The sequence below is a fragment of the Desulfosoma sp. genome, from assembly GCA_037481875.1.
Taxonomy (GTDB): Bacteria; Desulfobacterota; Syntrophobacteria; order Syntrophobacterales; family DSM-9756; genus Desulfosoma.
In genome coordinates this window covers 429144-446325 of the sequence record JBBFKY010000002.1, presented here as the reverse complement: position 1 = coordinate 446325, position 17182 = coordinate 429144, and the positions used below count along the sequence as shown (strand labels likewise).

Below are 17182 nucleotides of genomic sequence, written 5' to 3'. Positions count from 1 at the left end.
GACACCATGAGCCGCCTTTGCTAGGAGCTTCGTAAAAGCGGCCAAACCAAGGGCGAACACACAGCTCAGCCCCGACAACACATGGCCCCGCACGTCCCTGGTTTGCGCCGACAAATGCCAAAAGGTGAGCGGTTCAGGGCCGGTTTTTGTGAAAGGTCCCCATGCCCTGGCAAGGCCGATGAGGTCTGGCTTCACGTGGCTTAGGCTATAGGGAGCGGTCGTGTTTCATGAGGTGAGGGCAACGATGACCAGGCGCGATTTTTTCAAAGGCATCCTTGGAGCCGGCCTCAGTTCCGGCATGGTTCTAATGCGCTCGAACCCGGTTCTGGCAGCCCCCTATCTTCGAAGGTTTTCCGGTGTTCTAAGCGTCTACAACCTTCATACCGATGAACAACTCACGGTCCGTTACATGAGCCGAAACGGCCGCCTGGATGCTCGGGCCTTACGACGGCTCGACTATCTTTTTCGGTGCCATTTTACCAATACGATTCGCCCTGTGGACCGGTCTTTGTATCTCTTGTTGGATGCGGTGCAGCAGCGCCTCAGAGCGTATCGTCGACCTTATTTTTTGGTTTCAGGGTACAGATCCCCTGTTTACAACGAGTACCTTCGCCAACAGGGCTATTCAGTGGCTGAAAAAAGCTATCATATGAAGGCCATGGCGGCGGATGTCTATATTGAAGGGGTGTCCTTGGACGCTCTTCGATCCGCTGCGGCCGATTTCAGAGCCGGTGGTGTGGGCACTTACAGCGACTTCATCCACCTGGATGTGGGTCCCGTGCGCTACTGGTAGCTTCCAAAGCCAATCTTTCTAGCTTCAAAGCCTCCACCAAGATTTTATCCCGGCCATAAATGTCCTGGCGAAAGTGGACACGACCATCTTCATGGACCCAAACCGTGATGTAGAGCAAATGCACCGTGCATGGCTTGAGCAGCGGAATTATGTGACGTTTACCGCTGTCCATGAGTTTTTGTAAGGATTCACGGGTCCATTTGGGATCGTCTTGAAGGACGAACAAGGCCAGATCCAGGGGTTTTTCCAGGCGAATGCAGCCGTGGCTTAGAGCCCGGTGCGGTCTTTGAAAGAGATGCCGTTCCGGAGTGTCATGCAGGTAAACACTGAATCGGTTGGGAAGCACAAACTTGATACGGCCCAAAGCGTTCCAAGGGCCCGGCAATTGCCGAATTCGGCCGGGGAAATTCTCCGCCCGCACTGTTTGCCAATCAATGCTTGTGGGATCCAGCCGGACCGTTCTATCCCCCGAGGTGGCCAACAGTTCATAGTGATGCCGCTCCAGATAGCTTGGATCCCTTCGTATCTTGGGCAGCATCTCTTCCGTCGCGATACTTTTGGGGACATTCCAATAAGGATTCAGTTCCACGTAACGCATCACTTCACTGAATACGGGCGTGGAAGTGGCACTTTCACCGACGATGACCTTCATTTTTAATACGCTGGCACCGTGTTCGTAGGCTGTCAGGGAATAGTCGGCCGTATTGACCACCACGTAGCGTTGCCCCCAGGTTCGAGGAAGCCATCGGCGACGTTCCAGATTGGCCAGCATTTGCAAGAGTCGGTCTCGGGGTGACACGTTGAGTGCCTGAATGGTTTTCTTTCCCACAACGCCATCGGCACCGAGCCCGTGGCGCTCTTGAAAACGGCGGACGGCTTTGACCAGCTCCGCGTCGTAAATGTCCGAGCTTTTTGACGGCTGAGAGGCATAATCACCCAATAGATAAAGTTGACGGCGCAGGATGGGGACTCGAGGGTCCTTTTCTCCGGGATGAAGGCTGGGGCCTTCAGGCAAGACCGGCCAGGGTCCTTGAGCGGCCATTTTTCTTTGAGTCGGCACGGCGGCTACAAGGCGCCAGTAATCTTCGTCAGGGGGGGCGAAGTGGCGCAGGGTGCGGCGAAGATCATGGTGGTTTAGGAATTCTTCCAGTCCGGCGATCAAGTCTGCCTGGTGAGCATGGGCCATCCATTGAGAATCCAGAGCCGTCGGGTTCACGCGTCCAGAAGAGAGATGGGAAAACAAGACCAAAAAAGCGTCCGTCAGCACCAGGTCCAGATTCGCCAAAAGGCTCGAAGAAAGCTCCCGTTGTTTACGACGTGCGTTCTCGATCACATCAAGAAGCGCCTTAAGACAGGAAAGGTGATAATCATCTGGATTTAAACCGTGATTGGAGGCTTCCTCTTGAAGAAAACGAACGAAATCGCTGGCCCACGAAGAAGGTTTTGAGTCTTCCAGCCATGCCGGTGCATATCCTCGATTCCGGTAAAAAGCGATCATTTCCGGTGCGGACTGAAGCCTTTGACAAGCCGCATAGAGGTTTTCTTCCGCACCTGGGTGGGAAAGGATCCCCTGCAAAGCTTCTTCAACGGAAGCATGCCGGGCCAAGGCATGAGGAGTGAAAAGGAAGGCAAGGCTCGTGCAGACCCCCAAGAAGATCCCAAGCATTTTGGAGAAGACCCGTTTCAGATGGCAGATCCTTTCGAACAACACAGCCGCAACTCTCCCAGATTTTCAATTTGCAGAGCATCGAACCGTGCCGCCTATTTGACACCATCAGCGCCTTTCTGCCAAGAGCGGATCACTGTCTGGAATAAAAAATCCCGGAAGGGCTTAAAAAAATATTTCACATATTCTTGTCGCTCTGGTAAGAAAAAGCCGACGCCATACGGTCGAGGCTTTTTGAGAAAGGACCGTCAAAGGGTTGTGAAGGACTTCAAGAAGAAGAGGGACAGCATAGAATATTTAGCCTTGGTCACCCAGGTGGGGTTGACCATGGCGGGAAGTATCGCATTCTGCTTCATGGTAGGCTATTACCTGGACAAGTGGCTCGGAACGCGCGGCTTGTTTCTTGTCCTTTTCATCTTGTTCGGCATCGTGGGAGGGGCGGTGACGGTGTACCGGCAGATAACGAGGCTTCCCAAGAAATGAGCGCACAGATTCCACCCGAAGGCTTTCAAGCCTATCACAGTTATCAAAGACGTTTGGTGCGAGGAGCCTTTACTGGGGCCGTGATGGTCGGTCTAGTGGTCTATCTGTTGGGTTTTGTCGCTGTAGCCAAGGGTTTGGTTCTGGGGGCACTATTCAGTGTCCTTAATTTTGTGATTATGGCATACATTTTACCGTATCAAGTTGGAACCTTTAAGAACAGAAAAAGAGCGGCGGGTTTGGCCTTTGTGTCGCTGGCGTTTCGGTTCGGTTTGTTGGCGATTCCCTTGATTGTGGGGTTAAAGAGCGACCAGTTTAGATTTTGGGCGGTTGTTGCGGGTTTGTTTACCGTGCAGTTAGCGATCATGGGTGAGCACCTTGTGATCAGGCGTTGGATGGGTGCGCGGTCGACTGAGGAGCCGAGCGCGTAAATCCAGGGCTCGGCAGCAGGAAGCGGAGTGAAGCATGGAAGAATTGACCCACGTATGGGTATGGACTTTGGACGTGGCAGGCTATCACCTCGTGTTCAATGCCACGACCATCGTGATGACGCTCACCGTCATGGGCCTTCTCATCGTCTTTGCTTTCTACGCCACCCGTAAGACTCAGTATGTGCCCAACCCATGCCAGATGGTGGCGGAACTTTTCGTGCAGACATTTTGGAATTTGACCAAAGATGCCTTAGACGAGAAAATGGCCAAAAAGTATTTTCCCCTCATTTGCTCTCTTTTCATGTTCCTTCTTCTTTCCAATTGGATCGGCGTCTTGCCTCACATGGATGAACCGACAAAAGACCTGAACACCACGCTTGGTTTGGGAATAATGGGTTTTATCATTGCCCATTATGCGGGAATCAAGACGAAGGGCTTCTGGCGGTATGCCAAGGAATATTTTGAACCGGTGTTTTTTATGATGCCTCTTAACGTCATCGGCGAGCTGGCCAAGGTGATTTCCATATCTTTCCGTCTTTATGGAAACATCATGGGTGGGTCCATCATCATTCTCGTGGTTTCGCATCTGGTTTACGGCTTGGTCATTCCCCCGTTTCTTTACGGGTTCTTCGGACTTTTTGTGGGGACGGTTCAGGCGTTTGTGTTCACAATGTTAACCCTCGTCTACATTTCGGTGCAGGTAAAGTAGCATGGCCATTGACCAAATCACATGGATTCACGCGGCAAGTTATTTCGGGGCAGGTGTGTCCGTCGGTTTTGGGGCCATTGGCGCCGCTTTGGGTGAAGGCTATACCGCGGGTAAGGCCAACAGCATTTTGAGCTATCGTCCGAGAATGTCCGGGGATATTTTGAAGACGATGCTGACCGGCCAAGCCATTGCGGAAACGGCAGGTATTTTCGCTCTCGTCGTTTCCATGCTGTTGATGTTCGGTGCTTTGGAGGGAAAAACGGTTTTGGCAGCTTGGGCTTATGTGGGTGCGGGCCTATCGGCTGGACTTTCCGCTGTCGGATCCGGCATCGGTGCAGGATATCCGGCCGCGGAGGCCTGTGTAGCAATAGGACGGCAGCCGAGTGCCGGGGGTCAGATTACCTTGAACATGCTGATCGGATCCTCCATCACTCAAACGCCCTGTATCTTTGGCTTGGTCGTCGCCTTTCTTCTCATGTTTTTGGACTTTGGCTCCAAACCCTACTACCCCTATTGGGCGGCCCTAGTCGGCGCCGGATTGTCCACGGGCTTGGCTGCCATTGGACCCGGGATGGGTGGAGGCGTGGTGGGAGCCGGAGCCTGCCGCAGCCTGGCGCGTAATCCAGAAGCACAAAGGTCTATCACCACGGCAATGTTGGTGGGCATGGGAACGACGCAATCCACGGCGATTTACGGTTTTTTGATCAGTCTCATCCTGATTTTCAAAGGGTTTCCGGAAAGCACCAGCTATGTTCCTTCTTTTGCTCTGCTGGGAGCGGGCTTGGCGATGGGGTTTGGAGGGATCGGTCCTGGGATCGGTGAAGGCATCACAGGCTACTATGCTTTGGATCAGATTGGCCGTGTGCCCGAAGAGGCTACTTTGTTAACCCGCACGATGTTGGTTGGACAGGCGGTATCCGAATCGACGGGAATCTATTCGCTCGTCGTGGCGCTTTTACTGATTCTGAACGCTTAAAGAAGCAACGCAGGAAGCAGTCATCAAAGGAGGAGAAGAGCTATGGAATTTACGGGTGCGGATTTGGTGCGTGCGGCAGCCTTGCTTGGAGCGGGACTGGCCATGGGGCTGGGAGCCATCGGACCGGGTGTGGGTGAAGGATATGCCGCGGGAAAAGCTTGTGAGGCCATTGGCCGTCGTCCTGAAGAAGCAGGCCTGCTGACGCGGACCATGCTTGTGGGACAGGCCGTGTCCGAGTCGACCGGTATTTACTCGCTGGTTGTTGCCTTGTTGCTCATGTTCGTGGTGAAGTAAACGGGCCGTAAGGCCGAAGAACGAGTCTGCCATGATCAGCCTGAATGCAACGATCGTCGTTCAAGTGACCTTGTTCCTGGTGCTTCTGTTCATTCTAAACCGCATGATGATCCAGCCGCTTTACCGGCTTGTTTTAGAGCGGGAACGCTCGATTGAAGAAAAAGAAAAAGCGCTGGAATCTGCGGGAGTGGAATTGGAAAAGATGGCGGCGGCTTACAACGCTAGGCTTCAAGCGGCGGAGTGGGAGGCCCGGAAAGCTAGTGAGGCAGCCAAGGCAGAGGCACAGGAAGAAGCCCATCGGACGATGCTGACGACTCAGGAGGAGATCACGGCTTTGCGCCAGAAGGTGCGTGCCGAAGTGGAGGTTGAGCTGGGCAAGGCAAGAAAGAGCCTCCAGAAACTGGCTCGGGCACTCTCTTACGAAATTTCCACGAAGGTCGTGGGGCGTAAAATATAGAGGATCTGGAGTTTGAGCATGGTGCGAGCCTTAGGGATCATGGGGGGGCTGCTGCTGGTCGCCTTTGAAGGGGGTGACTACGCCTTCGGTGCATCGTCGACTGTTTTTGGCATTGAGAGATCCCTATGGGATCTGAGCTGGCGATGGATCAATTTCGGTATACTCGTCTATTTCATTCTTAAGTACCTGAAGGGGCCTGTGGTCAATTTTATTAAAGGGCGCCAACTGGCCATCGCCGGTGTCTTTGACGAGATCGCCGAAAAGGAAAGGGCATTGGAACGCCGTCGTCGTGAGCTGGAAGAGCTTTTGGCCGGGCTGGATGAAAAGATCAAAGCCATCAAGGCCTACTACCACGAGATCGGCCAGGAAGAAAAAAACAAAATTCTTGCCCAAGCTGATCGCACTCGCCGACAGATTCTCGAGGAAGCCAAGCTGGTGGCGGCGCGCGAATTTGAAGACGCCAAAAAGAGGTTTCGAGCTGAAGTGGTGGAAGCAGCCGTAGCGATGGCTGAGGAGCGAATTCGAAAGAAAATGACCAAAAATGATCATCGGCTTCTTTTAGAAAATTACATCCTGCTTATCCAAAAAGCGCAAGGTTCGGCCGAAACGGCGGAACCCTAGGAACTGTTCAAGACCGAGTCTTCCCTGGAAACGAGGGGAAGTTCCCGTATCATGAGCCGGCCTGAGGCGGGGCGTTTGAGAACCAAGCCTCGTTTTGGGCTTGAAGGGGGCGGCTCGCGCCCCTCTTCACCCGCCCTGCCGACTGTGTTCCGCTTCGCCTGAGTTTTGCCTCCGTGGCTGAAGAACTGTATCCACGAAGGCGCACCGTGGTTGGTGGTGGCTTCGTGGGCTTTCCCCTTTCGCCCCGTCGACCTTGGCGGTCGACGATGTTTTGCCGCGCTGTGCCTAAAACCAAACGAGCCGGATGGGGACTTAGGTGTTGCGGCGTCAGCGACCCTCTCGACGGAATGGGATTCTGGGCCGTGTTAAGGATGCAGCCCAGGAGTCGGCGGTGCGCACCTGCACGCCGCGGTCCAAAACGACCCAAGGCGCTGTTCAAGGTCTTGGAAAGGCTTTCCAGGAGTTTCTTGCCCAAACCAAAAGGCTCGCCCGACCGCGCCGGAACCAACATGAAGCTTTCACGGCTTCATGCACGCATTGCCGACATCCTAAAAACGTGCCCCACAAGTTCCCCTGCGCCATAACACGTTGGCCTCATACCATCTGTATCGTCGACCCAACCATACCTGGCAGGGTCAAGAATCGGCATCTGACGCGTACCATTGCATACATGGGCTTTGCCGAGCGCCGTCGGAAACTGGAACACAAAGCCCAACGTCCTAGCATGGTGGTGGTTGTGGTCTATCGTTGGTTTCCACGCAGCCGGATCCCTTCAGTATGCTGTGCAGTTCAGGACCTGCCCGGAGTCCGGCCCCGCGCCCGATGACGACCTTAACGGAGCGATCGATCTAAAAGGCATAACCGTAAGTTCCCCGGTGGCAGTCTGTGAAGAGTCAGGCTCCGGCTCGAGACGTGAGACCGGAGGGAACCCGGCCTCGATGAAGCCCGAAACCGGCCCTGACCGAGTTCGGTTATATCTGATCAGGTCTGGATAACTTTCAGAGAACGGTCGACAGGTGGCAAGATGGGTGGCTCGAACGGTGTTTCGCCCATGGGCTGGGCATGAGGATGCGCTGCGATGGTTTCATAGCGGCGTAGTAGCCGATCTTCTCCCTAAAGAGAGCTTTTGTGGCATCGAGGTTTTGTTTGATTTTGTGAAATGAACAAGGGTTGCTAAAGAAAAACCAGGGGGGATCCAGAAGGTGAGGAACCCGATCGCCATCTAGCCCGCACTCGCAGCCAAGGGTTGACGCGGTAACGCCGATAGGCTTTCCTAAGGGCCAAAGCCGCCGCACGCCAAGCTTCTTCACCGGCTTGAAGGCTCTGTTCAAAAAGGTGAAAATCCGACCAGCGAATGTAAGATACCCTCGGCCGAACGACGATATCCGCGTTTTGCAGCCTCAGCTTGTTCAAAGCGATCCGGGAAGCCTCGCTGCTTCTGAGGGCATATTCCAGAGCGCAGCTGGGAAGGGGCTGAATGTCGGCCACTTCCGAAGAGGTGTCCACAGCGACCACGAAACGAGCGCCGAGGCATCGCGCAGGAACGCACGGCACATTATCGATCCATCCGCCATCCACCAATAACCTGCCCTGATAGCGCACGGGAGGACCCATGCCCGGAATGGAAGCACTGGCCCCTAATGCTTTGAGCAAAGACCCGGTGGTCAAGACCACTTCTTCTCCCGTAAGAATATCCAGAGCGACGGCACCGAATGGAACAGGCAGATCCTCGATGCGTATGTCGGGAACAATTTCCCCAAGAAGCTTCCAGTAATCATCTTCAGGGACCAGGCTGGTTCGAGTGACGAGACGTGTGTAAAGATAACCTTTTCGAATTTGTTGCCCGAAACGGTCAAAGAGTGACGATGCGGAAGACGAGCCGCTGTTTTCATCTACGGCCAAAGAGAGGGTTTCTCGAAAAACAGGGCTGCTGACGAAGGAGCGAATCTTTTCTTCGACAATTTCCGCCGATCCATGATGGGCATACAAGGCACCGATGACGGCTCCCATGCTGGTTCCCAGAATCATGTGCACGGGAAAAATGTCGTTATTGAGATTGCGAAGCACACCTAAATGAGCGATACCCCTGGCAGCGCCTCCGCTAAGGACCAAAGCGGTTTTCAGCATACCACCTCCATTCTCGTACGTGCCGTGCTCATGCAGAGCGACCGTCGGGTATGAGCGAAAAGGGAATAACTTGACAAAAGTGGTCGTGCCAATAGAACTCTTGAAGCCTTTCTCTTTTCCCTTAATCGACTTTGACGAGATTCTGCAAGGAGATTGATCGGCCATGACTTCAGCGGAACATGTTTACATCGACTGCGGAACACATCGGTTGGAAGCAAGGGTGCAATGGAGGTCCTTGGAACATGGGGCTTTGTTGTGCCATCCTCATCCTCTGTACGGTGGGTCCATGGAAAACAATGTGGTTTTGGCTTTGGAGTCAACGTACGGAGCCCGTGGCTGGACCACCCTGAGGTTCAATTTCCGAGGGGTTGAAGGAAGCACGGGAACTTACGGAGACGGGGATGGGGAGGTTCAGGACATTGTGTTTGTGCATCGATGGTTGCATGAGCGTGGCGTGCAAGGCCTTCACCTTGCCGGATATTCCTTTGGGGCCTGGGTAGCCGTCAGAGCGTGTGCTCAAGGCATTGACCCGCAAACGCTGGCCCTGGTCTCCCCACCTGTGGATTTCTTGGACTTTACCGATCTTCTTCTTCCACCGTGCCCGACCTGGATCCTGGTCGGGGACGGCGATGCCTTTGCCAAGGTGGAGCGAGTCAGGGCATGGGTTGAAAGTCAGAAATCGCCTGAAAGGCTTCTGCATTTGGACCTGTGCCCTCATGCCGATCATTTCTACTGGGGCCGAGAACAGGAAATTCGGCGTTTCTTGGGAAACTTTCTGGATTCTGTGACGGGATCGGCAAAGAACGCATGAATCAGGGCGTTCAGCGCCTCACGGCATTCAAAGTGAATGGCATGCCCGGCAGCTTCCAGTTCCACAAGCAGAGCGTTAGGGAGAAGTTCAAAAAGGACATGGGCATTGGCGGCCGGAACAAGAAGATCTTCTGTGCCGGTCACCACAAGGGTAGGGATCCTCAGTTGGGTCAGACGACCGGAGGCGTCGAAGTTTTGAATGGCGGTCAGTTGACCGAAAAAAGCTTCTTCGCTCTGAAAGGGCGCGTTGATTTGCACGCGCCTGTATTCTTCGATCACTTCTCGGTGATGCGCAAAGGCGTCGGCGCTGAAAAAAAAAGGAAGATTTTTGGTTACGACCTCTTCCTGAGTTAGCCCTTTATTATCCATGAAGCGCGCAAGAACTTCGGAAGACGGAGACACTCTCCGGGGCCCTCCGGCATGGGTGCATCCAAGCACGAGCGCTTCAAACCGGTCCGGGTCCAAGAGGGCTGTTTCCTGAGCGATCATACCTCCCATGGACAACCCGACCATGAAACATCGGTGAACCTTGAGATGATCCAACAAGGCCAGGGTATCCTGAGCAAAGTCCAGCATGGTGTATGGCCCTGGGGGGATAAAGGATCGGCCGGCACCTCGATTGTCAAAGACGATGGTGCGGTAATGTCGGCTGAAAAAGGGAATTTGTCCGTACCAGGACCAGGTTCCACCGCCAAGACCACTGACCAAAACGAGGTTCGGACCGTTTCCGTGGATTTCGTAGTAAAGCTCCAGCGAAGATGTCACGAACATGGGCATTGTGTTTTTTCCTTCTTTTGAGCTAACCGTTCAGCATCTTTTGACGATTCAATTGGCGTTTGCGGATTCGGGACCCTTTGGTGTATGTAACTTGCATTTTGGACGTTCCCATGCAAAAGCGAAATGGGGGGCACCATGAACGAAATGCTGCATGCCGACCGGTTTTCTCATGTTTCTCGTTTTCAGACAACCCGTTCATTGGACTTTCATATGGAGGAGAAGCCTATGACGGCGCGGTTCACCCTGCTCAAGGATCAGATCGTTATCGATCGGCTCACAGGTCTCATGTGGCAGCGGGAGGGTTCCTCGGACAGACTCATGTGGCCTGAGGGCTTCGCCTATATTGAGCAGCTCAATCGAACCGGCTGGGGAGGCTTCGACGACTGGCGTTATCCCACTCAAGAAGAACTGGCCACCCTACTGACGACCGAAGAAAATCCTTCCACCGGGCTCTACATAGATCCCATCTTTGGAGAACAACGCTGCGTATGGAGTAGCACAGAAGTGGGCCACCACAAGTCCGTGTATGCCGATTTCTACTACGGCGAGATGTATGTGGTGGAACAAAAGTACGCCAACCATTTCGTGCGGGCTGTGCGAGGAAGTCGGGCTTAGCCTTAAGAGGAAGTAGGAGCTCGATTGCAAAGGTTTCAGGAGACTGAAGCACCGCTGGAGGTGGCTTTGGTGGAGCCGGAGATTCCTCCAAACACGGGCAATGTGGCTCGTACCTGTGCCGCCGTGCTTACCCCGCTTCACCTGGTCGAACCCCTGGGCTTTCGCCTCACGGACCGGCATTTGAAACGCGCCGGTCTCGATTACTGGCCGTACGTTCAAGTGATCCTTCATCGATCTTTGCAACATTTTCTTCGCTACATGGAAGGTCGAAGGCTTCTTTTTTTCTCTAAAAAAGGGTCTGTGGATTACGACCGATTTGCCTATGAACCTGGCGATTGTCTCGTTTTCGGCTCTGAAACCAGAGGGCTTCCCGCATGGCTTCTGGAAGCCCATGCGGACAGGGTCTTGAAAATTCCCATGGAAAGTTCCTATGTGCGCAGTCTCAACCTTTCGACAGCGGTAGGCATCGCCCTCTTTGAAGCACGCAGGCAATTAAGACGGCAGTCGGCCGTAAGCCGAGCCCAGGCGGTGATTCCCCTGTAAAAAGGGCCTACCCCTGAATAGGCTTTGCCCATCCAAAACGCAAAGGGAATCCATGGAGACGCTGTCCAAAGAAGGCCTTGTGTTGAGGATGACCGAGCTCTGTCCCGAGATCCGGGAAATGGAACTCTATGCTGTCGTGGTGGGTCGAGGGACCCATTACTGAGTGATTTTTTTTGAGAGCAGGGCCTGCTCGACGAAGGATCCTCCCCTAAGTTCCTTCACGATTCGCACATCTTCCGCGCACGATGTGTCCCTGTGGGAACGCGATCTCAGGCGCGCCGTTCGAGAAGCGGAAAGAAAGCTTGGCGAAGGCAAGCGCGCGACATCCTCGACTTCATCGTTGCCATTGTGTCGGACATCCGGAGTGAAAAAAAGTGGCGGAAATCGAGTGGAAAGGCATCATCTGGAAAGCTGCTTACGGTGATCTGCCCATCAAGGATCTCCTGACCATTCTCAAAGGGCACGGTCCCATGGAAGTGCTTCGGTTTCGAAAACCGGGAGCCTTTTGGGGAGAGTTGAGCGTGTCCTTGAGCCCTCAAGGCACCAAAGAGATCACCATTTACCATCTGGAAGTGGAAGGAGCGAGACGGCGCGGCAAGGGCCGTCAGGCCCTCCTTTATTTGAAGAGTATTTTCCGTGGGGAAGTGTTCGTGGAAGACCCTGGCCGTGTCATTCGTGTGACCAATGCCGATCAGGCCAGCTTGCCTTTTTGGATCAAGATGTATCTGGAAGGAATCATCGACGCTTTGGAGAGCGAGCATGTGAGCCTCTCCCATGAGACGCCTCGAGAAGAAGTGGAGCGGTTATTGAAGCAGATGACGGAGGGTCCTGTTGAGGCCCACGACGATAGCAAGCATGAGGGCCAGGGAAAAAGTTCGACCGCTTGAAGAAGCGGCTAGCCTAAGTCGAGTCCTAAGGGAGCAAGGGCGGCGTCTTGTTTTTACCAACGGATGCTTTGATTTGCTGCATGTGGGACACTTGCGTTACCTGGAAGAAGCCCGTTCCCTGGGGGATTATCTCATCGTGGGTGTCAACACCGACGATTCGGTTCGCCGTATCAAGGGCCCGCAAAGGCCTTTGGTGCATGAAAGGGCTCGAGCGGAATTGGTGGCGGGATTGCATTGCGTGGATTGCGTGGTGCTGTTTGATGATCCGGATCCCCTGGCACTGATTCAAAGTGTGGAGCCGCATGTGTTGGTGAAAGGAGCCGACTGGCCTTTGAACCAGATTGTCGGTGCTGACTGGGTGACACGTCGAGGTGGAAGCGTAGTACGCATTCCCGTGGTCGAAGGCTTTTCCACCACTAGTCTTATCGAAAAGATTCTGCGTCACCATGGATTTACACCGTGACCGAACCTATCAAGGGAAATCTTTCGCGGCCGATGTGCCGAATCCTTCCAAGACCAAAACTTCCATGAATGTTTCCTCCATGATTCGAGCGGAAAACCTGTCCCGTGTTTATCGCCTAGGTCCCGTGGGGGTGGCCGGACTGAACGGTGTGAGCTTTGAAGTGCTTTCCGGGGAATTTGTCCTTCTCAAAGGCGATAGCGGTTCCGGAAAGAGTACCCTTCTGGCGTTGCTCGGCGGTCTGGATCGGCCTACCTCAGGTCGGTTGCACGTGGCAGGGTATGATGTGGCCGCCCTGACCGAGCGTGAACTGACCCGATACCGTCGCCGAGTGGTCGGAATCGTTTTCCAAAACTTTCATCTGTTGCCCACCTTAACGGTTCTAGAAAATGTGTGTCTTCCAGCGCTCTTGGCAGGAACCTCTTACGAATCCGCCAGATCCAAAGCTTTGCATTGGCTTGAATGGCTGGATATGCTGGACCGTCTTCATCATGTGCCGGGAGAACTCTCGGGCGGGGAAGCTCAGCGCACCGCCATCGCTCGAGCCTTGGTCAACGACCCCCACCTCATCCTTGCCGACGAACCGACCGGAAATCTAGACACTGCCAACGGTGTTCGAGTCATCGACATCCTTGAGTCTCTCCATCGAGAATACGGACGCACCATCGTTATGGCCACGCACAGCAGCATCGCCGATGAAGTGGCCACGCGCCGTTTGTGTCTTCGAGACGGCATCATTGTGGAAGATCGATGTCTGTCTTCTTAGGGCTGCGAATCTACGCCTGGTTTTCTCTTCGCCATGCTCGTAGGCATGTGTGGCGCACGCTCGCCGTGATTCTAGGGTTAAGTCTTGGGTCAGGCGTCTTTGTCGCCGTGCGGCTTGCAACGACCACATCCGTGCGTTCCTTTGTCCAGAGTATGGACGCTTTGTCGGGAAGTGCGGATTTTGTGGTGACACGCCCGGGTGGAATCCCACCGCATTCCTTGGTTCTTGACCTGCTATCTCGGCCTCATATCAAGACGGTGTCCCCACTGCTTGTATTGACGGTTCGCGCCGAACCCTTATCCAGAGAGGGAGGTGGCACCGTGCTGCGTTGGGTGGGTGTGGATCCTGTTTTAGACCGCCCGCTAAGACCTTGGGCGGTGCAGCAGCTTGAAAAATCCGAAGGGCTTCACAATTGGATGCGCCTCATCGGTGAACCTGACACGGTTTTCATGGGATCATCGGCGGCTCACTCTTTAGGTGTGCAACCCGGATCAGACATCAGAGTCTTTTATCAGAACCGTCAGAAAACCCTCAGGGTTTTGGGCATTCTCAGAGACGAAGGTCTAGGATTGGCGGAAGGAGGTTGGATTCTTCTCTCGGATTTGGCCACCATTCAAGAGTTCTTGGGGCGTGGTGACATTGTGGATCGTGTGGAAGGTGCTTTCCAAGAGGGACAAAAGGAGAGAGGGTTACGTGAACTGGAAGACACCCTGGCCTCCACTTATTCCCTTTATCAACCTCAAGAACGTGAAAGATCATCTCGATCCATGGTGGCCGCCTATGAGCAAAACCTTTCGGTGCTCAGTTTTGTGTCTCTTTTTGTGGGCATGTTTCTTGTCTACAGCCTTACAGCCTTTAACAGTGTTTCTCGGCGCCGAGAGATCGCCGTCATGCGATCCATAGGGGCTTCCACTCGCTTCGTTTTTGGCCTCTTTGTCATGGACGGCTTGGTCTTTGGGCTTCTCGCCTGGTTGGTCGGAATACCCATAAGCTTATTGTTTACCAGGGATTTATTGAAAGCAGTCAGCGAGACGGTCACCGTGCTTTTTGCAAGGGTGGATGTGCGGACGGTTGCCGTGAGCGCCTGGGATGTGCTGGTTTCCGTTATCTTGACATCCGGTGTGGCAGCCTTGGCTGCCTTACAGCCCGCTCATAGTGTCATGGCGGTTTCTGCCACGGAAGCCATTCGTCCTCGAAGCTCTGCTTCGTACGGGGAGGCAAGAACGCGGCGCCAAACATTCTGGGGCCTGGCTCTTTTGGCAGGAATCCTTCCCTTGTCGTTGCTTCCGCCCGTGAAAGGGATTCCGGTCGCAGGTTACGCAGCGGTTTTTTTCCTTTTTTGCGGGTTTTCTCTTTTAGCTCCAGGCATGTTGCAGCGATTGACCACCCTGCCTTTGTCTTTGGTGCGCCGTGTGGCCGGCGAACCCTGTGTGCTGGCCTTGAAACATCTGGAAAAGGCGGGAGCACGTGTCGCTGTTTCTGTAGGCGCTCTTATTACCGCTGTTGGGCTTTTTACGGCTCTGGTGGTCATGATTTCCAGCTTTCGAAAAACCGTGGAAGCCTGGGTGATTCAGACGGTGAGCGGGGATCTTTTTGTCCGTCCCGTGATGGCGGACATGAATGGTTATCGGGATCCACTTCCGGAGTCTGTGGTCCAGTTCGTCAAAGATGTTCCCGAAACCGCTGTGGTGCCGTATCGAAGAATAAATATGACCTACCGCGGCGTCGACTGCGCTCTCGAAGGAATCGATTTGGACGGGCTGAGAAAGCACGGCGGATTTCTTTTCCTTAAGGGCGAAGAAGAGCAGGCCTACAAGGCCATGAAATCTGGAGAGGGTGTCATCGTGAGTGAGGTGTTCGCCAATCGAACAGGGCTTAGGCTTGGGGATTCCATGGAGTTTACGGTCTCAGGGGTTCCCATGACGTTCCAAGTTGTCGGGATTTACAGGGATTATAGGACGCAGGGCGCTGTCATCTATGTGGACTTAAACGTACTGCAAAAGCGGACGAAAGACAGGTCCTGGAGTGGGGCGCGGTTGTTTTTCTCGGGATCGGAAGAAACCAGACAACGACGGGCTTTAGAGGTTCGAGGACAACTGCTTGAGCGTTTTGGATCTCGTGATGCTTTGGACGTTTTAGTTGGCAGCACGCTTCGGCGGGAAATTCTTCAGGTTTTTGATCAGACCTTCGCTGTGACCTCGGTGCTTCTGATCATGGCTTTAATGATCGCCGGTTTGGGCATGATGACCACCCTGACCATTATGGTCCTGGAACGGATGGTATCGCTGAACACACTCAAGGCCGTAGGGGCTTCCACAGGCCAAGTGCGTCGCATGCTTTTGTGGGAAGCCCTCTTCATGGTCGTTGTCGGGCTTGTCTTAGGCGCCACTTGCGGGTTTGCCTTATCCGTGATCCTCATCGAAGTGATCAACGCCCAGTCTTTCGGCTGGACGTTTCTTTACCACGTGCCTTGGCATCAGTTGGCTGCGGCGTTTCCTCTCATTGCCGTCGCTTCCCTGGCCGCTACCCTTCCGGCGCAACGCCTGGCTTTCCGTTATAGTCCGGCCGTGCTTCTTCGCGAAGATGAACCTTGAGAACCCTATAGCGGAATTTCACGAGGCGGCCCCTTCAAAAACGTGCCGGCATTCGTGGGTTTTCTTTTCAGCAAAAAAAAAGCCGTGGGTTTTGAGGGTATGAAGAATGGCGTCCACGGCCTCATCATGGCTGAGGCCATCCAAAAGAAGGTGAGCTTGCGCATGGTGTGCATAAAGGGGTTTGCGTTCCTGGTAGAGTGCTTCCAAGGTCTGCCCTGGGGCTCGAAGCACACCTCGAGCGTCCAGGTCGCCCAAACGCTGTTCCAAGAAAGGTAATGAAAGGTCAAGCCACAGAATAAATCCATGGGCTTTGAGGTGTTCCATTGCCTCTGAACTGTAGACCACACTGCCTCCCGTGGCGATCACCGTGCCGGTAACCCCTAGAGAACAAACGGTGGCTTGTTCGATGGCACGAAAACCCGAGAGGCCCTTTTCAAGAATGATTTCCTGTAACCTTTTTCCGTGGGCGGCTTGTATGAGCAGATCGGTGTCCACGAAAGGGGCTGCCAGCTGCTTGGCTACAAGAACACCCAAAGTGCTTTTCCCCACACCGGGCATACCGATGAGCACAAGATTGGGGGCTTGGGGTTTAAGGAGAAAAAGGGCATCTTTCCGTATGGTGCCCGAATCGGGTGAAGCAGACATCATAGGGATTCCTCGAAATGCAGAATCGAAAGGTACGGCCGAACAGTTTGGTATATAGCTTCTCTAAGACCGTGAACGTCCTGAAGAATTGAAAGAATATGCCTTTGAAACTTGGGAGGTTCCATGAAAAAGAGCTGCATGTGGGCCTCACAAAAAAACCAGGTGCAAACATAGGGTCGAAGATACCGGGGCAGGGCGCAGCCGCTGGGAAGCCAATAACGGCAGGGGTCTCCCTTGTGCAGGCGGGTCTGTCCTATCGGCAGCGCCAGTTCCAAGCCCATAAGGTAGGCCATATCGGTGATGTTGTAGGCCACGCGCGCCGCCGTGCAGCAGACGTCTTCGCACTGAGGGCACGTGTCGGCACAGTAACGGGTCATCAAAGGATCCAAAGCTTCAATACCCTGACGTGTGCGAAGGGCCAAGGATCGAAGAATGCTGCGAGTTTCGGAGGAAAGATAGGCATCCAGGTCCTGAAAAAACCGCCGCCACAGAGCTTCGGACATGATGCTCCACGACGGCGGAATAAGCTCT

20 protein-coding genes are annotated in these 17182 nt (G+C 54.0%); 15 read left to right on the top strand and 5 right to left on the bottom strand.

Going from position 1 to position 17182, the window contains the following annotated elements:
• The first annotated feature begins 244 nt into the window (after positions 1-244).
• A complete protein-coding gene (locus WHS46_04795; protein ID MEJ5347991.1) occupies positions 245-793 on the top strand; it encodes a DUF882 domain-containing protein in 549 nt (182 codons plus the stop codon).
• Here the strand turns inward: WHS46_04795 and WHS46_04790 are convergent.
• Complete coding sequence (locus tag WHS46_04790; GenBank protein ID MEJ5347990.1) at positions 756-2459, bottom strand: L,D-transpeptidase family protein; 1704 nt, start codon at positions 2457-2459, stop codon at positions 756-758. The genes WHS46_04795 and WHS46_04790 overlap by 38 nt on opposite strands.
• Positions 2460-2717: 258 nt before the next feature.
• On the opposite strand from WHS46_04790, the gene WHS46_04785 reads away from it, so the two are divergent.
• Genes WHS46_04785 through WHS46_04755 form a run of 7 tightly spaced genes read left to right on the top strand, consistent with a single transcriptional unit; the run spans position 2718 to position 6427 of the window.
• Positions 2718-2942, top strand: coding sequence for an AtpZ/AtpI family protein (locus tag WHS46_04785; GenBank protein MEJ5347989.1), 225 nt, complete (start codon positions 2718-2720; stop codon positions 2940-2942).
• Entirely contained in the window at positions 2939-3370 is a 432-nt protein-coding gene (locus WHS46_04780; protein MEJ5347988.1) for an ATP synthase subunit I, read from the top strand. The genes WHS46_04785 and WHS46_04780 overlap by 4 nt, the downstream gene beginning before the upstream one ends.
• Before the next feature lie 34 nt (positions 3371-3404).
• Positions 3405-4079 carry a F0F1 ATP synthase subunit A gene (atpB, locus tag WHS46_04775; GenBank protein MEJ5347987.1) on the top strand — a complete coding sequence of 225 codons (675 nt, stop codon included), beginning with the start codon at positions 3405-3407 and terminating at the stop codon, positions 4077-4079.
• Position 4080: 1 nt separating this feature from the next.
• On the top strand, positions 4081-5055 hold the full coding sequence (atpE, locus tag WHS46_04770) for an ATP synthase F0 subunit C (GenBank protein MEJ5347986.1): 975 nt from the start codon (positions 4081-4083) through the stop codon (positions 5053-5055).
• Between the two features lie 42 nt (positions 5056-5097).
• Entirely contained in the window at positions 5098-5349 is a 252-nt protein-coding gene (gene atpE, locus WHS46_04765) for an ATP synthase F0 subunit C (GenBank protein MEJ5347985.1), read from the top strand.
• A 31-nt stretch (positions 5350-5380) separates the two neighbouring features.
• Positions 5381-5806, top strand: coding sequence for an ATP synthase F0 subunit B (locus WHS46_04760; protein MEJ5347984.1), 426 nt, complete (start codon positions 5381-5383; stop codon positions 5804-5806).
• Between the two features lie 18 nt (positions 5807-5824).
• On the top strand, positions 5825-6427 hold the full coding sequence (locus WHS46_04755) for an ATP synthase F0 subunit B (GenBank protein MEJ5347983.1): 603 nt from the start codon (positions 5825-5827) through the stop codon (positions 6425-6427).
• Positions 6428-7600: 1173 nt separating this feature from the next.
• Here WHS46_04755 and WHS46_04750 read toward each other — a convergent pair.
• Positions 7601-8554 carry a patatin-like phospholipase family protein gene (locus WHS46_04750; GenBank protein ID MEJ5347982.1) on the bottom strand — a complete coding sequence of 318 codons (954 nt, stop codon included), beginning with the start codon at positions 8552-8554 and terminating at the stop codon, positions 7601-7603.
• A 163-nt stretch (positions 8555-8717) separates the two neighbouring features.
• Between WHS46_04750 and WHS46_04745 the strand changes: the two genes are divergently transcribed.
• Complete coding sequence (locus tag WHS46_04745) at positions 8718-9365, top strand: hypothetical protein (protein MEJ5347981.1); 648 nt, start codon at positions 8718-8720, stop codon at positions 9363-9365.
• Here WHS46_04745 and WHS46_04740 read toward each other — a convergent pair.
• Positions 9284-10141 (bottom strand): alpha/beta fold hydrolase, encoded by an 858-nt coding sequence (locus WHS46_04740; GenBank protein MEJ5347980.1) that lies wholly within the window; start codon positions 10139-10141, stop codon positions 9284-9286. The two genes, WHS46_04745 and WHS46_04740, sit on opposite strands and share 82 nt — an antisense overlap.
• Positions 10142-10276: 135 nt before the next feature.
• Between WHS46_04740 and WHS46_04735 the strand changes: the two genes are divergently transcribed.
• The 6 genes from WHS46_04735 (at position 10277) to WHS46_04710 (ending at position 16006) form a co-directional block, all read left to right on the top strand.
• Complete coding sequence (locus WHS46_04735; protein MEJ5347979.1) at positions 10277-10756, top strand: DUF1566 domain-containing protein; 480 nt, start codon at positions 10277-10279, stop codon at positions 10754-10756.
• A gap of 24 nt (positions 10757-10780) precedes the next feature.
• Complete coding sequence (locus WHS46_04730) at positions 10781-11299, top strand: tRNA (cytidine(34)-2'-O)-methyltransferase (protein MEJ5347978.1); 519 nt, start codon at positions 10781-10783, stop codon at positions 11297-11299.
• Positions 11300-11673: 374 nt separating this feature from the next.
• Positions 11674-12186, top strand: coding sequence for a hypothetical protein (locus WHS46_04725; protein ID MEJ5347977.1), 513 nt, complete (start codon positions 11674-11676; stop codon positions 12184-12186).
• The gene (gene rfaE2, locus WHS46_04720; GenBank protein MEJ5347976.1) at positions 12155-12649 is read left to right on the top strand and encodes a D-glycero-beta-D-manno-heptose 1-phosphate adenylyltransferase; all 495 of its coding nucleotides are present in this window, start codon (positions 12155-12157) and stop codon (positions 12647-12649) included. The genes WHS46_04725 and rfaE2 overlap by 32 nt, the downstream gene beginning before the upstream one ends.
• Positions 12633-13412: an ABC transporter ATP-binding protein gene (locus WHS46_04715; protein MEJ5347975.1), complete on the top strand. Its 780-nt coding sequence runs from the start codon at positions 12633-12635 to the stop codon at positions 13410-13412. Before rfaE2 ends, WHS46_04715 begins: the two co-directional genes overlap by 17 nt.
• Positions 13397-16006, top strand: coding sequence for an FtsX-like permease family protein (locus tag WHS46_04710; protein ID MEJ5347974.1), 2610 nt, complete (start codon positions 13397-13399; stop codon positions 16004-16006). The genes WHS46_04715 and WHS46_04710 overlap by 16 nt, the downstream gene beginning before the upstream one ends.
• 18 nt (positions 16007-16024) lie before the next feature.
• Here WHS46_04710 and WHS46_04705 read toward each other — a convergent pair whose 3' ends face one another.
• Together WHS46_04705 and WHS46_04700 are read right to left on the bottom strand one after the other, a co-directional pair.
• Complete coding sequence (locus WHS46_04705) at positions 16025-16654, bottom strand: shikimate kinase (protein MEJ5347973.1); 630 nt, start codon at positions 16652-16654, stop codon at positions 16025-16027.
• Complete coding sequence (locus WHS46_04700; GenBank protein ID MEJ5347972.1) at positions 16651-17154, bottom strand: hypothetical protein; 504 nt, start codon at positions 17152-17154, stop codon at positions 16651-16653. Before WHS46_04700 ends, WHS46_04705 begins: the two co-directional genes overlap by 4 nt.
• Positions 17155-17182: the final 28 nt, after the last annotated feature.

What these genes read in the sequence shown, in the direction of transcription:
- WHS46_04795 (MEJ5347991.1), top strand. Translation starts at nt 245, where the DNA reads ATGACCAGGCGCGATTTTTTCAAAGGCATCCTTGGAGCCGGCCTCAGT.
- WHS46_04790 (MEJ5347990.1), bottom strand. Translation starts at nt 2,459, where the DNA reads ATGCTTGGGATCTTCTTGGGGGTCTGCACGAGCCTTGCCTTCCTTTTC.
- WHS46_04780 (MEJ5347988.1), top strand. Translation starts at nt 2,939, where the DNA reads ATGAGCGCACAGATTCCACCCGAAGGCTTTCAAGCCTATCACAGTTAT.
- atpB (MEJ5347987.1), top strand. Translation starts at nt 3,405, where the DNA reads ATGGAAGAATTGACCCACGTATGGGTATGGACTTTGGACGTGGCAGGC.
- atpE (MEJ5347986.1), top strand. Translation starts at nt 4,081, where the DNA reads ATGGCCATTGACCAAATCACATGGATTCACGCGGCAAGTTATTTCGGG.
- atpE (MEJ5347985.1), top strand. Translation starts at nt 5,098, where the DNA reads ATGGAATTTACGGGTGCGGATTTGGTGCGTGCGGCAGCCTTGCTTGGA.
- WHS46_04760 (MEJ5347984.1), top strand. Translation starts at nt 5,381, where the DNA reads ATGATCAGCCTGAATGCAACGATCGTCGTTCAAGTGACCTTGTTCCTG.
- WHS46_04755 (MEJ5347983.1), top strand. Translation starts at nt 5,825, where the DNA reads ATGGTGCGAGCCTTAGGGATCATGGGGGGGCTGCTGCTGGTCGCCTTT.
- WHS46_04750 (MEJ5347982.1), bottom strand. Translation starts at nt 8,554, where the DNA reads ATGCTGAAAACCGCTTTGGTCCTTAGCGGAGGCGCTGCCAGGGGTATC.
- WHS46_04745 (MEJ5347981.1), top strand. Translation starts at nt 8,718, where the DNA reads ATGACTTCAGCGGAACATGTTTACATCGACTGCGGAACACATCGGTTG.
- WHS46_04740 (MEJ5347980.1), bottom strand. Translation starts at nt 10,141, where the DNA reads ATGCCCATGTTCGTGACATCTTCGCTGGAGCTTTACTACGAAATCCAC.
- WHS46_04735 (MEJ5347979.1), top strand. Translation starts at nt 10,277, where the DNA reads ATGAACGAAATGCTGCATGCCGACCGGTTTTCTCATGTTTCTCGTTTT.
- rfaE2 (MEJ5347976.1), top strand. Translation starts at nt 12,155, where the DNA reads ATGAGGGCCAGGGAAAAAGTTCGACCGCTTGAAGAAGCGGCTAGCCTA.
- WHS46_04715 (MEJ5347975.1), top strand. Translation starts at nt 12,633, where the DNA reads ATGGATTTACACCGTGACCGAACCTATCAAGGGAAATCTTTCGCGGCC.
- WHS46_04710 (MEJ5347974.1), top strand. Translation starts at nt 13,397, where the DNA reads ATGTCTGTCTTCTTAGGGCTGCGAATCTACGCCTGGTTTTCTCTTCGC.
- WHS46_04705 (MEJ5347973.1), bottom strand. Translation starts at nt 16,654, where the DNA reads ATGATGTCTGCTTCACCCGATTCGGGCACCATACGGAAAGATGCCCTT.
- WHS46_04700 (MEJ5347972.1), bottom strand. Translation starts at nt 17,154, where the DNA reads ATGTCCGAAGCTCTGTGGCGGCGGTTTTTTCAGGACCTGGATGCCTAT.